This window comes from Extensimonas vulgaris, from assembly GCF_003337425.1.
GTDB classification, from domain to species: Bacteria; Pseudomonadota; Gammaproteobacteria; order Burkholderiales; family Burkholderiaceae_C; genus Extensimonas; species Extensimonas vulgaris.
Window position 1 is genome coordinate 55,436 of the sequence record NZ_QPJU01000009.1, and the last position, 17,020, is coordinate 72,455.

Sequence of the window (17,020 nt, forward strand, 5' to 3'; positions counted from 1 at the left end):
GGCAATCCAGTCCTGTCCTTCGCAGCGTGCGCAGGCGCTTTTGCCAAGGCCCATGGATTGCCGCGGGCCTTCGGCCCTCGCAATGACGAGGAACGATCATCCCGCGTCCGAATGAACAATCTGGGTTCACGTGTCGTCCACCGCACTGCTGGCAGGGAGCGCACCTCGGCGTTGGCGTGCGCGCCACCAGGCTTTGCTGGCCTCGGCGGCAAGATAGACGAGCAAGGAGGCGGCGAGACAGATGCCCAGCTCGAAGGCGCTCAGTGGCTCGGTTTTGAAAATGGGTTGCAGCCAGGGCACGTAGATGGTGCCCAGTTGCAGCAGGAAGGTCAGCAGCACGGCGCCCAGCAGCGGGCGGTTGCTGGCCAGGCCCACGCGCCACAGCGGAGCGCTTTCGCAACGGATGGCCAGCAGGTAGGTCATTTGCGAGAGCGTGAGCACCGTGAACACCATGGTTTGGGCGTGCGCTCGGCCGGTGTGCAAGGCCCAGGCCTGCACCGCGAGGCACAGTCCGGCGATCAGCAGGCCCATGCCCAGCACGTCCTGCCACAGCCCGCGCGCAAACAGGCTCTCGCGCGGCGGGCGGGGTGGGCGGCGCATGACGTCCGGCTCGGCCGGCTCGGCGGCCAGCGCCAGGCCGGGCAGGCCGTCGGTCACGAGGTTGATCCAAAGGATGTGGATGGGCTGCAGCGGGATGGGCAGCAGCACCATGGGCGCGAGCAAAATGGTCCAGATCTCGGCTGAATTGCCCGACATGGCGTAGCGCACGAACTTGCGGATGTTGTCGTAGATGCGCCGGCCTTCGCGCACGGCCGCGACGATGGTGGCAAAGTTGTCGTCGAGCAGTACCAGGCTCGCGGCTTCGCGCGCCACGTCAGTGCCGCCGCGGCCCATGGCCACGCCGATGTCGGCGCGCTTGAGTGCAGGCGCGTCGTTGACGCCGTCACCCGTCATCGCGACGAAGTGGCCCAGCGCCTGCAGGGCTTCGACGATGCGGATTTTTTGCGCCGGATCGACGCGCGCATAGACGCGCACCTGCTCGATACGCGCGCGCAGCGCGGCGGCGTCGAGCTCGGCAAGCTCCTTGCCCGTGAGCACGGGCGCGTCGGCGCTGGCGACGATGCCCAGGCGCAGGGCGATGGCGCGCGCCGTGGCCGGGTGGTCGCCCGTGATCATCACGGGCACGATGCCGGCGCTCTGGCAATCGCGCACGGCGGCGGCGGCCTCGGGGCGCGGCGGGTCGATCAGGGCCACGAGGCCGAGAAACTGCAGCGCGTTTTCCACCGCTGCTAGCAGCCTGTCGGACTTTGGAATCGTCGGCTGCGAATGCGCCGCAGCGGCCCATTTTTTACCGTCTTCTTGCCCCATAGTCCCGCTATGGGGCGGCGAATCCGGCAAAAACTGGCCTCGCCGGGGCGCCTTCTCGCTATCGACGCCCAAAGTCCGACAGGCTGCCAGGTCGTTGGTGTCGGGCAGGCGCGCGTGTTCGCGCCGCGCGAGGGCGAGCACGCGCAAGCCTTGCGCGGCCAGCGCGTTCGCGGCCGCGAGCACGGCCGAGGTGTCGAGTGGCGCGTCGCCCGTGGGCGTCCATTGGCTGCGGCAGCACGGCAGCACGGATTCGGGCGCGCCCTTGGTGTAGGCCACGTAGCCGGCGCCACCGTCACCTGCGGGCAGGCGATGGAAGGTGGTCATGCGCTGGCGGCTGGAGTCGAAGGGCTGCTCCTGCACGCGCGGCAGGGCGGCGTCGAGCGCCACTTTGTCGAGTCCTGCGGACAGCGCTGCGAGCACCAGCGCGGTTTCGGTCGGGTCGCCCAGCCAGACCTCGTCTGCGTGGTCTGCGGTGTTTTTCGTGTCGCCGTTTTCGGCGCTTTTTTGCCGCACGGCGTCGTTGCACAGCGCGGCGGCGCGCAGCGCCTCGGTGTGCACGGGGCTGGCGGGCTCGCCGGGCGCCCAGCGCTCGCCTGCCGCCAGCAGCAGCTCGACATGCATGCGGTTTTGCGTGAGCGTGCCGGTTTTGTCGGAGCAGATCACGGTGACCGAGCCCAGCGTCTCCACCGCGGGCAGCCGGCGCACGAGCGCATGGGCGGCCACCATGCGCCGCGCACCCAGCGCCAGCAGCACCGTGACCACGGCGGGCAGCGCCTCGGGGATCGCGGCCACGGCCAGGCTGATGGCGGTGAGCGCCATGCGCAGCGGGTCTTCGCCGCGCAGCACGCCGGCGACGAAGATCACCAGGCAGATGCCGAGCACCACCAGCGCCAGCCGGCGCCCAAAAGCCGCCAGGCGGCGCTGCAGCGGCGTGCTGCGGTCTTCGGTGTCGAGCAGCTGCGCGATCTTGCCGAGCTCGGTGTGCATGCCCGTGGCCACGACGAGGCCGCGTGCGCGGCCCGCCGTCGCCGCCGTGCCTTTGAAAGCCATGTTGCTGCGCTCGCCCAGAGCGCTGCCCTCTTGCGGCGGCAGGGGGGCGGTTTGCTTGGCCACGGAGACGGATTCGCCCGTGAGCGCCGACTCATCGACTTGAAACTGCACGACCTCGAAGAGGCGCAAGTCCGCCGGGATCTGGTTGCCGGCTTCGAGCAGCACGACGTCGCCCGGCACCAGCGCATGCGCGGGCAGCGTCTGCACCAGGCCGCCGCGCAGCACGCTCGCCTGCGCCGCGGCGAGTTTGCGCAATGCGGCTATGGCCTGGTCGGCGCGCCAGGCCTGCACGAAGCCGATGAGCGCGTTGAGCACCACGATGACCAGGATGACCAGCGTGTCGGTGAACTCGCCCACGAAGCCCGACACCACCGCCGCCGCGAGCAGCACCAGCACCATGAAGTCCTGGAACTGCTCGGCGAGCAGGGCGAGCGCACTGCGGCGGCGTGCTTTGGCCAGGCTGTTGGGGCCGTATTGCGCGGCGCGGCGCGCGGCTTCCTGCGGGCTCAGGCCCGTGCGCAGATCGACGTCCAAGGCGCGCGCGAGCGCCGCCACGTCGTGCAGGTGAGCGCTTGCGGCCCAGCGTGCGGCGGTTTGCGTGTCGGGCAGCGCTTGTGTGGCAGAAAAGACCGTGGCGGGCGCAACGGATGCGGGGTCGTCTTGTGCCATGGCGGTCTTTTTTCCTGCGCTTTCAGCGGGCTTGCTCTGGGCGTGCCGTGTAAAAGCGCAGCGGCGCCTCGTGCTGCTGGGCGCGCGCCTGCTGCAGCACCGGGCGCTTGATTTTGCCCACCACGTGCATTTCGCAGGGCTTGCAGTCGAAGCGCAGCGTGAGCCTTTCGCTGCCGTTGACGAGCGTCAGCGGCTCGGCGCGGATGGTGCCCTGCACGCCCGTGACGCCCTTGGCCTGCTTGGGGCACAGGCTCATCGAATAGCGCACGCAGTGCTTGGTGATCATGAGGCTGACTTCGCCCGTCTCCTCATGGCTCTCGTAGGCGGCGGCGATGACTTTGACGCCATGTTTGGCGTAAAAGTCGCGCGCCTTGTGGTTGAACACGTTGGCCAGGTAGCTCAGCGTGTCTTCGGGGTAGGGCGCGGGCGGCTGCACGGCCTGCGCGCGCGGCAGGCGCTGCCAGGCGGCGCTGCGCGCGGCTTCGAGCGCGGCGATGGCGTCACGGCGCAGCTGCTTGGCCAGGCTCGCGGGCACGAACCAGGGGCGCGGCAGGTCGAGCGCCACGTCGAGCGCGCTGAAGATGGTGTCGCCCAGTTGCCCCAGCGTCTGGCGCAGGTGTTGTGCCGCGCTTGCTTCGTCTTTGGGAGCTGCATGCGCAAGCTGCACCTGCGCTGAGGCCGTATTTCCGTCTTCATCGGTGAGCTGCAGGCGCAGCCCGGCCATGTCTTCCGCTTCCTGCAGGCGCAGCCAGACGGCGATGCGGCGTTCGCTCGATTTTTTCTCGAGCATGCGCACCCAGTCCATGTCGCGGTTGCGGTGCAGCGTCGTGCCTTTGCGCAGGTCTTTGCAGCCGGCGACGGCGTCTTTGGGGAACACGCGCCAGGCGTTCGTGCCACGCTCTGCGATGCGCTCGGCGCGGTTGATCGCCAGGCCCACGAGCTCCTGCTGCAGGTCGAAGTAGCACAGGCCGTCGCCGTTGTGCAGCACGGCGGCGGCGTCTTCGGTTTCGAGTTCGACGAAATTCGCTCCGACCTTCGTCACCCAGCCTATGGGCTGGCCGGGGTTCTTGGGTGTGTCGAAGGCGCCTATGTCCTGCTGGCGGCCGTGCGTGAAGTAGTCGGTGAAGCCGCGCTGGAAGTTTTGCAGCGGGTCGGGCGTGAAGAAAAAGCGCGTGCGGCCGCTCGAAGCGCGCGCGAGCGGCTGGGCTGAAGATTCGCTTTCGTCGATCAGGGCGTCGAGCAGCTGACGGTAGTGCGCGGTGATGTTTTTCACGTAGCCCAGGTCTTTGTAGCGTCCCTCGATCTTGAAGCTGCGCACGCCTGCGTCGATGAGCGCGCGCAGGTTGGCGCTCTGGTTGTTGTCCTTGATCGAGAGCACGTGCTTTTCATGTGCGATGAAGCGCCCTTGCGCGTCCAGCACCTGGTAGGGCAGGCGGCAGGCCTGGCTGCAGTCGCCGCGGTTGGCGCTGCGCCCGGTGTGCGCGTGGCTGATGTAGCACTGGCCGCTGTAGGCCACGCACAGCGCGCCGTGCACGAAGTATTCGAGCGTGCAGCGCTGCGGGTCGGTGGCGGCGCGGATCGCGGCGATCTGCTGCAAGTCGAGCTCGCGCGCGAGCACGATCTGCGACAGCCCCGCGTCCTGCAAAAAGCGCGCTTTCTCGGGCGTGCGGATGTCGGTTTGCGTGCTCGCGTGCAGCTGGATGGGTGGCAGGTCGAGTTCGAGCAGGCCCATGTCCTGGACGATGAGTGCGTCGGCCCCGGCCTCATAGACCTGCCAGACCATGCGCCGCGCGGCTTCGAGTTCGTCGTCGCGCAAAATGGTGTTGAGCGTGATGAAAATGCGCGCATTGAAGCGGTGCGCATGGCGGATCAGGCGCTCTAGGTCGGCAATGGGGTTGCCGGCGTTGGCGCGCGCACCGAAGGCCGGGCCGCCGATATACACGGCATCGGCGCCGTGCTCGATGGCCGCAATGCCGATGTCGGCGTCGCGCGCGGGGCTGAGGAGTTCGAGTTGGTGGGGCAGGACAGACATGGCCGGGATTATCCTGAGCGCTCTATGACGGATCGCGCTGCTGGGTTATGGGTGGCGCCAGCAGAGGTTGATGCAGACCCGTTCTGGGCTGGACGAAGGCTGGCCCGAAAAATAATGATCAAATTGGCTTGTAGCCCTTATGAATAAAGCGCTGACAGCTCCTGACATAGGAGTAAATGAAACCGCCTTGCAGGATGCGCACTGGATGCGTCTCGCGCTTGCGCAGGCGCATGCGGCGGCGCAGGCGGGCGAGGTGCCGGTGGGTGCCGTCGTGGTCAAGGATGGAGCGCTGATCGCCACGGGGCGCAATGCGCCTATCGCCGCGCATGATCCGAGCGCGCACGCCGAGATCGTCGCCCTGCGCGCCGCGGCGCAGCGCCTGGGCAACTACCGGCTCGAGGGCTGCACGCTCTACGTCACGCTCGAGCCTTGCGCGATGTGCAGCGGGGCCATGCTGCACGCGCGCCTGGCCCGCGTGGTGTTTGGCGCCGCCGACCCCAAGACCGGCGCCGCCGGCTCGGTGCTGAACCTGTTTGCTCAGTCCGCGCTGAACCACCAGACGCAGCTGCAAGGCGGCGTGCTTGCGCAGGAATGCGCAGCGCTTTTGCGCGGTTTTTTCGCAGCGCGGCGCAGCCAGCAGCGCGCCCAGTTTGTGGCCGCCCATCCTTTGCGTGACGATGCGCTGCGCACGCCACCCGAGCGCTTTGCCGATCTGCCCGCTTACCCGTGGCAGCCGCGCTATGTCAGCGACCTGCCCGCGCTCGGCGGTCTGCGCTTGCACTACCTCGACCTCGGGCCGCAAGCCAGCCCCCCAGCTGCGCGCACCTGGCTGTGCCTGCACGGCAGCCCCGGCTGGAGCTACCTGTACCGCCACATGATCCCGGCGTTCCTGGCCACGGGCGACCGCGTGCTCGCGCCCGACCTGATCGGTTTCGGCAAAAGCGACAAGCCCAAGAAGGAGCAACTGCATTCGTTGCCATGGCACCGTCAGGTACTGCAGGAGCTGGTCGAGCAGCTCGACATCACACGGGCCGTGTTGGTGCTGCACGGCACGGCGGCTTGGCTGGGGCCCCCATTGCTCGAGGCGCTGCCGGGGCGCTTCGAGGGCGTGCTGGTTTTGCAGGGAACCTGGGGCAACAAGTTGCCCGCCTCGGCCCCGGGCCGTTGGTTGGCGCGCCATGCCAAGGGCGGACGGGGGCAAGTCGCACCCGGCGCGGGCTCCAAAGCTGCTGGCGCGGCGGCTTGTGAGGAATGGGCTGCTTACGACGCGCCTTTTCCCGATCGCGGCTACTGCGCGGCGCTGCGCGCCTGGCGCAGCTGGCAAGAGCCTGCTGCTCCCGCTGCGCACGCGCCTGCAGTGCGGCGCCGGCTGGTGCTACGGCTGGACGACTTCGAGCCCGGCGCTGCCCTGGCTGCGCAGGCTGTGGAATACTTCGCCGCCTGATCTTTTCAAGGAGCGGCCCGCGGGGGCCGAGCGTTTTGTCTCCCGAGCATCCCCCCCATTCCAACGCCGCCCATGGCTCTGGGCATGCGCCGCATGACCACGCCGCACATGCCCCCGGCGCGCGCCACATCTACATCTATGCGCCTTCGAGCGCGGTGAGCGACAAGGCGGCGTTCCGGCGCGGCGTCGCGCGCCTGCGCGCGCTCGGCCACGCGGTCGAGGTCGATCCCGACGCGCTCGCGCGCGACACGCGCTTTGCCGGTGACGACGCCACGCGCCTGGCCGCATTGCACCGCGCCGCAGCCAGCGGTGCCGATGTGGCCTTGATCGCCCGCGGCGGCTATGGCCTCACGCGCCTCCTGCCGGGCATACGCTACGCCGAAGTGGCGCAGGCCGTGGCGCGCGGTACGCGCTTCGTCGGCATGAGCGACTTCACGGCCTTGCAAAGCGCGCTGCTGGCGCAGACCGGCGCCGTGAGCTGGGCCGGCCCGGCGCTCACGGCGGACTTTGGCGTGGCCGACGAGCCCGACGAGATCATGCTCGCCTGCTTCGACGACCTGCTGCAAGGCCAGGGCGAGGGCGCGGGCTGGCGCCTGCCGCGCGAGCGCGGTGCGGCATCTGCCAGTGCTAGCGCGGGGGCGCAGGATGCGCAATGGCTGGTGGAAGACGCGACGCTGTGGGGCGGCAATCTGGCCGTGCTTGCGTCGCTCGTGGGCACACCGTATTTCCCGCAGGTGCAGGGCGGCATCCTGTTCCTCGAAGACGTGAACGAGCACCCGTACCGTATCGAGCGCCTGCTCACGCAGCTCTTGTACGCCGGCGTGCTGGCGCGGCAAAAGGCCGTGTTGCTGGGCCAGTTCACGGGCTTCAAACTCGTGCCGCACGACAAGGGCTACAAACTGCAGTCAGTGGTCGACTGGCTGCGCAGCCGCATCGACGTGCCCGTGCTCACGGGCCTGCCCTTTGGCCATGTGCCGACCAAAGTGCTGCTGCCCGTGGGCGCCAAGGTCACGCTGTCCGTCGAAGGGCGCGATGCCCTGCTGTATTGGGGGCATATCTGAGCGACGACGGCCCCCGCGCTTCGCAGCGTGCTATCAGCAGCCGCGTGTGACGGGCGGCGGCGTGTCGCGCAGGGCGGGCGCGTACTTGCCCAGCTCCCACTTGGCGATCGCGTTGCGGTGCACCTCGTCGGGGCCGTCGGCAAAGCGCAGCGTGCGCGCCGTGGAGTACGCATAGGCGAGCGGGAAGTCGTCGCACAACCCGCCGGCGCCATGCGCCTGGATCGCCCAGTCGATCACCTGGCAGGCCATGTTGGGCGCCACGACCTTGATCATCGCGATTTCGGTCTTGGCCACCTTGTTGCCGGCCACGTCCATGAGCCACGCGGTCTTGAGCGTGAGCAGCCGCGCCATGTCGATCTTGCAGCGCGCCTCGGCGATGCGCTCTTGCGTCACGGTTTGCTGCGACACCAGCTTGCCGAAAGCCATGCGCGAACTGGTGCGCTTGCACATCAGCTCGAGCGCGCGCTCGGCCAGGCCGATCAGGCGCATGCAGTGGTGGATGCGCCCCGGCCCCAGGCGCCCCTGCGCGATCTCGAAGCCGCGACCCTCGCCGAGCAGAATGTTGGACGCCGGCACGCGCACGTTGTCGAACACCATCTCGACGTGGCCGTGCGGCGCGTCGTCATAGCCGAACACGTTGAGCGGGCGCAAAATTTTGAGCCCGGGCGCGTCGGCGGGCACGAGGATCATGCTTTGTTGCGAGTGCTTGGGGGCGTCGGGGTTGGTCTTGCCCATGGTGATGAACACCGCGCAGCGCGGGTCGGAGGCGCCCGAAATCCACCACTTGCGCCCGTTGATCACGTATTCGTCGCCCTGGCGCTCGATGCGCGTTTCGATGTTCGTCGCGTCGCTCGAAGCCACGGCGGGCTCGGTCATCGCGAAGGCCGAGCGGATCTTGCCTTCGAGCAGCGGCTTGAGCCAGTGCTCTTTCGCAGCCGCGTCGCCGTAGCGCGCAATGGTTTCCATGTTGCCGGTGTCGGGCGCCGAGCAGTTGAAGACTTCACTCGCCCAGGGCACGCGCCCCATGATTTCGGCCAGCGGTGCGTATTCGGAATTGGTGAGCCCCGCGCCGTGGTAGCCCGAGACTTCGGCGGTATCGACGGGCAAAAACAGGTTCCACAAACCGGCGGCCTGCGCCTTGGTTTTGAGCTTTTCTATGGTTTGCAGCGGCGTCCAGCGCTTGCCTGCCGCGGTGTTGGCCGCGAGTTCGTCGGCGAAATCCTTTTCGGCGGGGTAGATGTAGTCGTCCATGAACTGCAGCAGCTTGGCGCGCAATTCCTTGGTCTTGGGGGAGTATTCAAAGTCCATGGTGGGTCTCCAGTGAAAAAAGTGACAACCGAGGCGTCAGCCACGCTGCGCGAAAGACCAGGCGAGCTCGGCCATGGGGCGTGCGCCCGCGCCCGAGGCCTTGGCCTGGTCGCTCGACGCGGTGCCGCTTTCGGCGCGCTTGGCGATACCCTGCAGGATCGCGGCGATGCGGAACATGTTGTAGGCCATGTAGAAGTTCCAGTCGGCGCGCAGCGCCTCGGGCGTGGTGATGCGTGTGCGCTCGCAGTAGCGGCGGATGTATTCGTCTTCGCTCGGTATGCCCAGGCTTGCGAGGTCCAGCCCGCCGATGCCACGAAACAGGTTGGCCGGGATGTTCCAAGACATGCAGTGGTAGCTGAAGTCGGCCAGCGGATGGCCGAGCGTGGAAAGCTCCCAGTCGAGCACCGCGATCACGCGCGCTTCGTTAGGGTGGAACATGAGGTTGTCGAGCCGGTAGTCGCCGTGCACGATGCAGACATGGCTGTCGTCGCGTGCGCTCGCGGGCATGTGCGCGGGCAGCCACTCCATGAGGCGATCCATCTCGGGGATGGGCGTGGTGATCGATGCCTGGTACTGCTTGCTCCAGCGGCTGATCTGGCGCTCAAAATAATTGCCGGGTTTGCCGAAGTTCGCCAGGCCGCGCTCGGCGTACGGTACGGTGTGCAGGGCTGCGATCACGCGGTTCATCTCGTCGTAGATGGCGCCGCGCTCGGCGGGCGTCATGCCCGGCAGCGACTGATCCCACAGCACGCGGCCCTGCATGTATTCCATCACGTAAAAAGCGCGGCCGATCACGGACTCGTCCTCGCACAGCACGTACATGCGCGGCACGGGCACGTCGGTGCCGTAGAGGCCGCGCATCACGGCGAACTCGCGCTCGATCGCGTGCGCCGAGGGCAGCAGCTTGGCCACGGGCCCGGGTTTGGCGCGCATCACGTAGCTTTGCGTGGGCGTCACGAGCTTGTAGGTCGGGTTCGACTGCCCGCCTTTGAACATTTCGACCTGCAAGGGGCCACGAAAGCCTTCGAGGTGCGCGCTCAGCCAGGCGCTGAGCGCAGCCACGTCGAAAGTGTGCTGGGGCGCGACGGGGCGCGTGCCGACGAATTGGTCGTATTGGCTCAAATCTGTCTCCATGGTGGGGATGGTGGTTTCATTGGATCGATTCGGCGATCTGCATCAGCGCCGCGCGGTCGCGCACCACCAGGCCGCCCGGCTCGATGCGGATGATGTGCTCGCGCTCCATGCCCTTGAGCTCCTGGTTCACGCGCTGGCGCGAGGCGCCGAGCAGCTGCGCAAGTTCTTCCTGTGCGAGTTGCAGGCCGATGCGCATCTCGCTGCCGTCCGCAAGGCTGGGGATGCCGTAGCTGCGCACCAGGTGCAACAGCTGCTTGGCCAGGCGCGCACGCAGCGGCAAGGTGTTGAGGTCTTCCACCAGACCGTAGAGCTGGCGGATGCGGCGCGCGTGCAGGCGCAGCATGGCTTCGTAGAACTCCACGTGCGCGGCCAAAATTTTTTTGAAATCGGCCTTGGCCACGCACAGGATGGTGGTGTCGCCGTGCGCGTAGGCGTCGTGCGTGCGCTGGTCGCCGTCGAAGATCGCCACGTCGCCAAACCAGATGCCCGGCTCCACATACGTCAGCGTGATCTGCTTGCCCGAAAGCGAGGTCGAGCTCACGCGCACGGCGCCGCGCGCACAGGCGATCCACTCTTGAGGCGGATCGCCGCGCGCGGCAATCAAGCCGCCATCCTGGAAGCGTTTGACGTAGGCGCATCGGAGTATGTCGTGGCGCAGCGAGGGGGAAAGCGAGGAAAACCAGCGACCGGAATTGATCGCCTCACGTTCTTCAATGGTAAGAATTGGCTCGTCCATGGTCTGTCTTGTGGGTGACTTGCGGCGGGCGCGGCTGTCGCGCGGGCGACCGGCGTGCGCGCTGACCGGCCTTTATTCATACAGTGGTTTGCGCTTTTGCAAAAAGGCGGCGATGCCTGTCCCCGCATTCGGGTGGTGCAGGTTTTTCAGGAAGTGTGTGCGTTCGAGGTCGAGCTGCGCGGCCAGCGAGTGCAGCGGCGCTTCGGTGAGCAGTTCCTTGCAGCTTGCGAGCACGTTGGGCGCGCGGGCATTGAGCGATTCCGCCAGCGCCAGGGCATCCGCGAGCGCGCTGCCCGGCTCGCTCAGGCGGTTCACGATGCCCAGCGCATGCAGGCGTTCGGGCGTGATGCGCTCGCCGCACAGCAGCAGTTCGCTCGCGAGCTGGCGCGGCAAGGCGTGCGCAAGGCTCCAGCTCGCGCCGCCGTCGGGCGACAGGGCGACGTTGCTGTAGGCCATCACGAACACCGCATTGCGCGCGGCGACGATCAGGTCGCACGCCAGCGCGAGCGAAAACCCCGCGCCCGCGGCAGCACCTTCGACCGCCGCGATGATGGGCTTGGGGTAGGCGCGTATGGTGCTGATCCACTGGTGCAGCCCTTCTATGCCCTGCGCCTGCACTTCGGGCGCGGCCTGGCGGTTGGCGAGCAATCGGTGCAAATTCCCGCCCGCGCAGAACATGCCGTCAGAGCCCGTGACGACCACGCTGCGCACTTCGGGGCTGCGTTCGGCGACGTTCAGGGCTTCTATGCCTGCGGCGTAGATGGCCGGCTCGATCGCGTTGCGCGATTCGGGATTGTGTATGGTCAGAACCAGAGTCTGTCCCTGGCTGTGGCTGCAAAGCTCTGCGGGCATGGCGGGTCTCCTGAAGGTATGGTTTTTTACTGCCTCATTATCGCGAGCCTGTGCCAAAGCCTTTGTGTGCCAGAATCGACGCAATGAAAATGAAACCATCGTAAATATGCGTTACATCATTTTGGGAGTGGGAGGGGTATTGCTGGCCGGCAGTGCCTCGGCCCTTTCCTTGGGGCCGAGCAAGGGCGGCGTGCTGTTGGGAGCTCCGATCGATCTGGTTTTCGAGGTGGAGCCCGATCCAGGTGCCGATGTGGGCTCGTCCTGCATCAGCGCTGATGTGATTTTTGGCGAATCACCCGTCAGCGATTCCTATATTCGGGTACTTCCTTTGCCAGTCTCTACGGGGCGTGCGGGGGCGGTACGCGTGCAGGTGTCAAAGGCGGTGGACGAGCCCATCGTGCAGGTCAAACTCTCTGCGGGGTGTTCGGGTAGGGTATCAAGAACCTATACTTTTTTTGCCGACCTGCCGCAGGGCGTAACCAATTCATCTCCTGTCGATGTGGGAGTGATTGCCGCAGCGCAAGGGCGCACAGAAACCCAAGCCGGCAACCGCCGCGCAGGGCCGAGCGTTCAAGCCAGCGAGGGGGATCATCGCAGCAATGTGTCGCATGTCGGCGGTAAAGGTAAGGCCAGAAATCCTGCAGCCAGGGTGAAACCCAAACCCAGTGCAAAGACCAAGGATGCTCTGGTGTCGGTTCAGACGAGCTCGAACACGAATCCCCCGCCCAAGCCCGCAGCAGGTCTTCTCGCCGCTCCTCCCCGAATCAAGGGGGCGGCATCCGTTTCGGCTCCGTCCCGCTTGGTCATGGAGCCGTTGGACTCTTGGGGGGAGCAAGCACCTTTGCCATTACGACCCTCTTCGGAGATGGCCGTTGCTCCCGCGTCCGCACCCCAGCGCGCGCAGGCGGCCGCTGCTTGGAAAGCGTTGAACACCGCTGCGCAGGACGTGCAGCGAGAGGAAGAGCGCGTGCGCGCTCTCGAAGCCGAGCTGGTCTCACTGCGGGCACATGCACGCGCGCAGGAAACGAGTTTGAGAGACCTCAAGCAGCGCATCGACGCCATTGAAAAAGAACGTTTCACTGCGGTTTGGGTTTATGCGCTGCTGGGGTTGTTGGGGCTGGCATCTTTGGCGTTGCTCTGGATTTGGCTGCGCACGCGGCGCGAGGCAGAGCGTGCAGTGCAAGCATGGCGCGACTCCGTGGCGCTAGGCCCCCAAGGCGGCACATCGGATCAACCGCAGGAACCCAGTGTCGCGTCACCGTCGCAGCAGTATGGTCAGGACGCGCAAGGCGCGGCACCTGCGCTGGAGCGCGGTTTGGAGCCGCTTTCGACCCAGCCTCTGGAAATATCCCCCAAGGGCGAGACAGAATCTCGAATGGGGCCCTTGACGGTTCCCATGGATTTTTCTCCTGGGTTTGCGCAGGAGCACATGGCGAGCCAAATCGTCCACCCTGAGGAATTGTTCGATGTGCAGCAACAGGCTGAATTTTTTCGTTCTGTCGGGGAGCACGAGCGCGCCATCGACACATTGAAAAAGCACATCGCTGCGCACGAGCAGACTTCTCCTTTGGCTTATCTAGAGCTTTTGCGGCTGTACCATGTGCTCGGCCGCGCTGACGATTTTGAGCAACTGCGTGTCCAGTTCCAGCGTCATTTCAACGCGCGAGTCCCGTCATTCAAAGAATTTGGCCCGGCTGGCAAAGACCTCGAACATTACCCCCAGGCCCTGGAGGCCATCCAGGCTGTGTGGGCTACTCCCGCAGTAGACGATTTGTTGGAGCAGTATCTATTCAGACGAGAGGGTGTGGGCGAAGCAGAACCCTTTGATTTGGCCGCTTTCGATGACCTGCTGTTGCTCCTGGCGATCGTGCAAACGACGCCCGCCAGCGCGCGTGGGGTGGCCCAGGCCGACAAAAAAACGGTACGCCTGCCGGAGCCGGGTCAGGGATCGAAGGGCACTGATGCGCCGTCATGGGATCTCGATTTCGACTTTGCCGACATCGCAGCGCGCCCAGCCTCCGAAAGCGTACAGACCCCGCTGGATCTGGACTTGTCCGACCCGCAGGAATCCACGCAGCCGCCATCGCAGGCCAATCGCGGTGCAGTACCCTAGGTTCGCAATATCGCCCGGTATCGCTGTGGTTTGCGCCTTGCCCAGACCAAAAATCCATCGGTTTTATTGGTCGCATCAAGCATCAAACACTGCACTAGCGGGCAGATGGGCCGTCGGCCATGAGCGCCATGAGTTTTTGCGCTTCTGCACGAGGGTCGGCGGCGTTGAGCAGCGCGCGCACTACGGCGACTGAGCCTACGCCGGTCGCGCGCACGGGTGCGAACTGTTCGGCACCTATGCCACCAATGGCCACGAGCGGGTAAGCTTTCATCAGACGGGCATAGGCTGCGAGGCGCCCCAGCCCTTGCGGCGCGGTGGCCATGGCCTTGAGCGTGGTCGGAAACACCGCGCCGAGCGCGACGTAGCTCGGCCCGAGCGCGTCGGCGCGCAGCATCTCGGCGTAGCCGTGGGTGCTCACGCCCAGGCGTATGCCGCTGGCGCGCAGCGTTTGCAGGTCTGCGGGTTGCAGCGCGTCCAGGTCTTCCTGCCCCAGGTGCACGCCGTAGGCCCCGGCCTCGATCGCGGCGCGCCAATGGTCGTTGATGAAAAGGCGCGCCGGCGTGCCGCGCACGGCCTGCACGGCAGCAGCGACTTCGCGCGCGATCGCCGCCGGGTCATTGGACTTGAAGCGCAATTGCACCGTGGGCACGCCTGCGTGCGCCATGCGCTGCACCCAGGTGGCGTCGGGCAGCACGGCGTACAGGCCCAGCTGCATGGGGCAGGCGGCAAAGACGTGAGGCCCGTTGCGCAGGCGCAGGCCGAAGTCGCGCGGGTCGTCGGGCCAGTCGGCGGCGCTGAACTGGCCGGTGCGCTGCGTGCGCGCCTGCCAGGCGCGAGCAAGGCAAAGCGCGTCGGCAGCGATGAAGCCGAGTGTGCTGCAGGCCTGCAAGGCGGCCTGATAGACCGGCTCCTGCGTGTCGGAAGCAGGCGTTGGCTGGGGGGCGAAGCCGGCAAAGGTCGTGGCGTGGTGGCGCACGATGTCTCGCGCCATGCGGTCGATGTCGTCTGGGGTGGTGCTCATGTCTGGTGCCAAAAAGGGGTGCCGAGCACCGGGGTGCTGGGTTGCGCAGATGCTTGCTCGGCCATGGTGCCGGCCAGGTAAGCGTTGCGCCCGGCCCGCACCGCGTCGGCAAACGCCCCGGCCATCGCGACCGGGTCTTGCGCCAGCGCCACGGCGGTGTTGAGCAGCACGCCGTCGTAGCCCCACTCCATGACCTGGCAGGCGTGCGACGGGCGGCCAAGGCCCGCATCGACGAGCAAGGGCACCGAGAGGCGCTCGCGCAGCAATTGCAGCGCATAAGGATTCACGGGGCCGCGGCCGGTGCCTATGGGCGCGGCCCAGGGCATCACGGCCGCGCAGCCCACATCGACGAGGCGCTGGCACAGCACCAGGTCTTCGGTGCAATAGGGCAACACCTTGAAGCCGTCGCGGATCAGCTGCGCGGCGGCATCGACCAGGTGCAACGTGTCGGGCTGCAAGGTGTAGTCGTCGCCAATGAGTTCGAGCTTGATCCAGGGCGTGTCGAACACCTCGCGCGCCATCTGCGCCGTGGTGATGGCCTCCTGCACGCTGTGGCAGCCGGCCGTGTTGGGCAGCACGGGCACCTGCAGCGCGCGCAGCAACTCCCAAAAGCCGCGCCCGGCCTCGGCCGCCTGGCTGCCCTGGCGCCGCAAGGAGGCCGTGAGCATGGCCGGGCGCGCGCGCCGCACTGCGGCCTCCAGGACGCTAGGAGAAGGATAGCGCGCCGTGCCCAGCAGGAGACGGCTGGAGAACGATTCGCCATACAGTACGAGGGCATCGGCGGGGGTGTCGGCGGCGACATCGGCGGCGGGTGCCGGGATGGAGCTGGGGGTGGATGGCACTTCGGCTGGGGTCATGGTTTGCAGCATTTCAGCCGCCCGTCACGGGCGCAATGATCTCGACCTCGTCGCCCGGCTGCAAGCGCTGCTCGGTATAGCGCGACTGAGGCACGAAACGGGTGTTGACCGCTACGGCAAAAGGAGCGCGCGCGGCAATGGCCGCAACGGCGTCGGCCACAGTGGCCCCTTCGGGCAAGGTGTGTGGAATGCGGTTGATGAGGACGTTCATGGTGTCACATGGGGGCAGCATGGGCATGCGCTGCAGTGTGCACGATGTGCAGGCCCAGGCGCTCGGCGAGCGGCGATGCCCCCGTGTGCAGCCATTCGAGCGCGGCGTCGAGCACGGCCGGCGCGATCATGTAGCCGTGGCGGTACAGGCCGTTGACTTCGAGCAGACCCGGGGCGCTGCAGCGGATCGCGGGGAGGTTGTCCGGCAGGGTGGGGCGGCACTGCGTGGCGATTTCGAGGATGCGCGCCTCGGCAAAGCCGCTGTGCACGGTGTAGGCGGTGCTGAGCAGCTCCAGGGCCGAGCGCACGCTCACGGGCGAAAGGTCTTCGGATTCGATCTCCGTGGCGCCGATCACGAACAAATGCTCTTGCTTGGGCGCGATGTAGATCGGATAGCGCGGATGCACGAGCCGCGTCGGCCGCTGCAGCGTGACTTCGGGCGCATGCACGCGCAGCACTTCGCCGCGCACGCCGCGCAGCGTCGGCCATTGCGCGCGCGCGCCCAGCCCGCGGCAGTCGATCAGCCAATCGGGCTGGCCAGGCGTGCCGGGGGCAAAGTCGCCCACTTCGCGCGGCGTGTGCCAATGGACGCGCACCTGCAGACGCTGCATTTCCTGCGCGAGGGCCGCGAGCAGTTGGCGGTTGTCGAGTTGGCCCTCGCCGGGCAGATAAAGACCCTGGGTGAACCGATCGGCGAGCGCCGGCTCCGCTGCCGCGAGCCGCGCCGCGTCGAGCGCCTCGGGTGCCGGCAATCCAGGCAGCGCGGTGTGCGTGCGCTCGAAGACGCGGCGCAGGCGCTGCGCCTCGGCCGCATCCTGCCGGTGCCAGACCACGAGGGTGCCGTTTTGCTGAAAAAACACCGGCTGCTCGAGCGCGCCGAGCAAAGCGGGCCAGCGGGCGAGCGCGTACTGGCCCATGCGCACCACGTTGGGCTCGGTCACGGCCGATTCGGCCAGCGGCGCGAGCATGGCCGCGGCCACGGTGGCGGCCGCATGTTCGGCCTGCGGGCCGCCGCGGTCGAACACCTCGACCGTGTGGCCTGCGCGGGCCAGCTCGACCGCGAGCAAACGGCCCATGAGGCCCGCGCCCAGAATGACGATGGAAGAAGAGGATGGCATGGCTTCGTCTCGCACAGGACGAAACGGGGCAAGGCCGCACGCTGTGG

General features: G+C 67.1%; 13 protein-coding genes. 3 read left to right on the plus strand and 10 right to left on the minus strand.

Going from position 1 to position 17,020, the window contains the following annotated elements; all coding sequences use genetic code 11:
* Positions 1–126: 126 nt before the first annotated feature.
* Both DFR45_RS11975 and DFR45_RS11980 read right to left on the minus strand, forming a co-directional pair.
* Complete coding sequence (locus DFR45_RS11975; protein WP_114483975.1) at positions 127–3,087, minus strand: cation-translocating P-type ATPase; 2,961 nt, start codon at positions 3,085–3,087, stop codon at positions 127–129.
* Positions 3,088–3,109: 22 nt separating this feature from the next.
* Positions 3,110–5,119 (minus strand): peptidase U32 family protein, encoded by a 2,010-nt coding sequence (locus DFR45_RS11980; RefSeq protein WP_114483976.1) that lies wholly within the window; start codon positions 5,117–5,119, stop codon positions 3,110–3,112.
* 139 nt (positions 5,120–5,258) lie between these two features.
* Here DFR45_RS11980 and tadA point away from each other — a divergent pair, with 139 nt between their 5' ends.
* Both tadA and DFR45_RS11990 read left to right on the plus strand, forming a co-directional pair.
* Complete coding sequence (gene tadA / locus DFR45_RS11985; protein WP_114483977.1) at positions 5,259–6,563, plus strand: tRNA adenosine(34) deaminase TadA; 1,305 nt, start codon at positions 5,259–5,261, stop codon at positions 6,561–6,563.
* Positions 6,564–6,598: 35 nt separating this feature from the next.
* Positions 6,599–7,624, plus strand: coding sequence for an LD-carboxypeptidase (locus tag DFR45_RS11990; protein ID WP_114483978.1), 1,026 nt, complete (start codon positions 6,599–6,601; stop codon positions 7,622–7,624).
* Between the two features lie 33 nt (positions 7,625–7,657).
* Here DFR45_RS11990 and DFR45_RS11995 read toward each other — a convergent pair whose 3' ends face one another.
* From DFR45_RS11995 to DFR45_RS12010, 4 genes are all read right to left on the minus strand, one after another.
* Positions 7,658–8,932, minus strand: coding sequence for an acyl-CoA dehydrogenase family protein (locus DFR45_RS11995; RefSeq protein WP_114483979.1), 1,275 nt, complete (start codon positions 8,930–8,932; stop codon positions 7,658–7,660).
* A gap of 36 nt (positions 8,933–8,968) precedes the next feature.
* On the minus strand, positions 8,969–10,054 hold the full coding sequence (locus DFR45_RS12000; RefSeq protein WP_114484030.1) for a phosphotransferase: 1,086 nt from the start codon (positions 10,052–10,054) through the stop codon (positions 8,969–8,971).
* A 28-nt stretch (positions 10,055–10,082) separates the two neighbouring features.
* A complete protein-coding gene (locus DFR45_RS12005) occupies positions 10,083–10,802 on the minus strand; it encodes a Crp/Fnr family transcriptional regulator (protein WP_114483980.1) in 720 nt (239 codons plus the stop codon).
* A 72-nt stretch (positions 10,803–10,874) separates the two neighbouring features.
* A complete protein-coding gene (locus DFR45_RS12010) occupies positions 10,875–11,654 on the minus strand; it encodes an oxepin-CoA hydrolase, alternative type (protein WP_114483981.1) in 780 nt (259 codons plus the stop codon).
* Between DFR45_RS12010 and DFR45_RS14390 the strand changes: the two genes are divergently transcribed.
* Positions 11,653–13,767, plus strand: coding sequence for a type IV pilus assembly protein FimV (locus DFR45_RS14390; protein WP_144686957.1), 2,115 nt, complete (start codon positions 11,653–11,655; stop codon positions 13,765–13,767). The genes DFR45_RS12010 and DFR45_RS14390 overlap by 2 nt on opposite strands.
* A 94-nt stretch (positions 13,768–13,861) precedes the next feature.
* Here DFR45_RS14390 and DFR45_RS12020 read toward each other — a convergent pair whose 3' ends face one another.
* From DFR45_RS12020 to DFR45_RS12035, 4 genes are read right to left on the minus strand one after another with little or no spacing between them, the layout of a single operon-like run.
* On the minus strand, positions 13,862–14,788 hold the full coding sequence (locus DFR45_RS12020) for a thiamine phosphate synthase (protein ID WP_114483983.1): 927 nt from the start codon (positions 14,786–14,788) through the stop codon (positions 13,862–13,864).
* A complete protein-coding gene (locus DFR45_RS12025; RefSeq protein WP_114484031.1) occupies positions 14,785–15,645 on the minus strand; it encodes a thiazole synthase in 861 nt (286 codons plus the stop codon). The genes DFR45_RS12020 and DFR45_RS12025 overlap by 4 nt, the downstream gene beginning before the upstream one ends.
* Before the next feature lie 13 nt (positions 15,646–15,658).
* The gene (thiS, locus tag DFR45_RS12030; protein WP_114483984.1) at positions 15,659–15,856 is read right to left on the minus strand and encodes a sulfur carrier protein ThiS; all 198 of its coding nucleotides are present in this window, start codon (positions 15,854–15,856) and stop codon (positions 15,659–15,661) included.
* A gap of 4 nt (positions 15,857–15,860) precedes the next feature.
* Complete coding sequence (locus tag DFR45_RS12035; RefSeq protein WP_114483985.1) at positions 15,861–16,973, minus strand: FAD-dependent oxidoreductase; 1,113 nt, start codon at positions 16,971–16,973, stop codon at positions 15,861–15,863.
* Between the last annotated feature and the right edge of the window lie 47 nt (positions 16,974–17,020).

Bases quoted from the DNA above. Each gene is read 5' to 3' on its own strand.
- DFR45_RS12005 (WP_114483980.1), bottom strand. From the start codon at position 10,802: ATGGACGAGCCAATTCTTACCATTGAAGAACGTGAGGCGATCAATTCC.
- tadA (WP_114483977.1), top strand. From the start codon at position 5,259: ATGAATAAAGCGCTGACAGCTCCTGACATAGGAGTAAATGAAACCGCC.
- DFR45_RS12020 (WP_114483983.1), bottom strand. From the start codon at position 14,788: ATGAGCACCACCCCAGACGACATCGACCGCATGGCGCGAGACATCGTG.
- DFR45_RS11995 (WP_114483979.1), bottom strand. From the start codon at position 8,932: ATGGACTTTGAATACTCCCCCAAGACCAAGGAATTGCGCGCCAAGCTG.
- thiS (WP_114483984.1), bottom strand. From the start codon at position 15,856: ATGAACGTCCTCATCAACCGCATTCCACACACCTTGCCCGAAGGGGCC.
- DFR45_RS11980 (WP_114483976.1), bottom strand. From the start codon at position 5,119: ATGTCTGTCCTGCCCCACCAACTCGAACTCCTCAGCCCCGCGCGCGAC.
- DFR45_RS14390 (WP_144686957.1), top strand. From the start codon at position 11,653: ATGGCGGGTCTCCTGAAGGTATGGTTTTTTACTGCCTCATTATCGCGA.
- DFR45_RS11975 (WP_114483975.1), bottom strand. From the start codon at position 3,087: ATGGCACAAGACGACCCCGCATCCGTTGCGCCCGCCACGGTCTTTTCT.
- DFR45_RS12035 (WP_114483985.1), bottom strand. From the start codon at position 16,973: ATGCCATCCTCTTCTTCCATCGTCATTCTGGGCGCGGGCCTCATGGGC.
- DFR45_RS12025 (WP_114484031.1), bottom strand. From the start codon at position 15,645: ATGACCCCAGCCGAAGTGCCATCCACCCCCAGCTCCATCCCGGCACCC.
- DFR45_RS12010 (WP_114483981.1), bottom strand. From the start codon at position 11,654: ATGCCCGCAGAGCTTTGCAGCCACAGCCAGGGACAGACTCTGGTTCTG.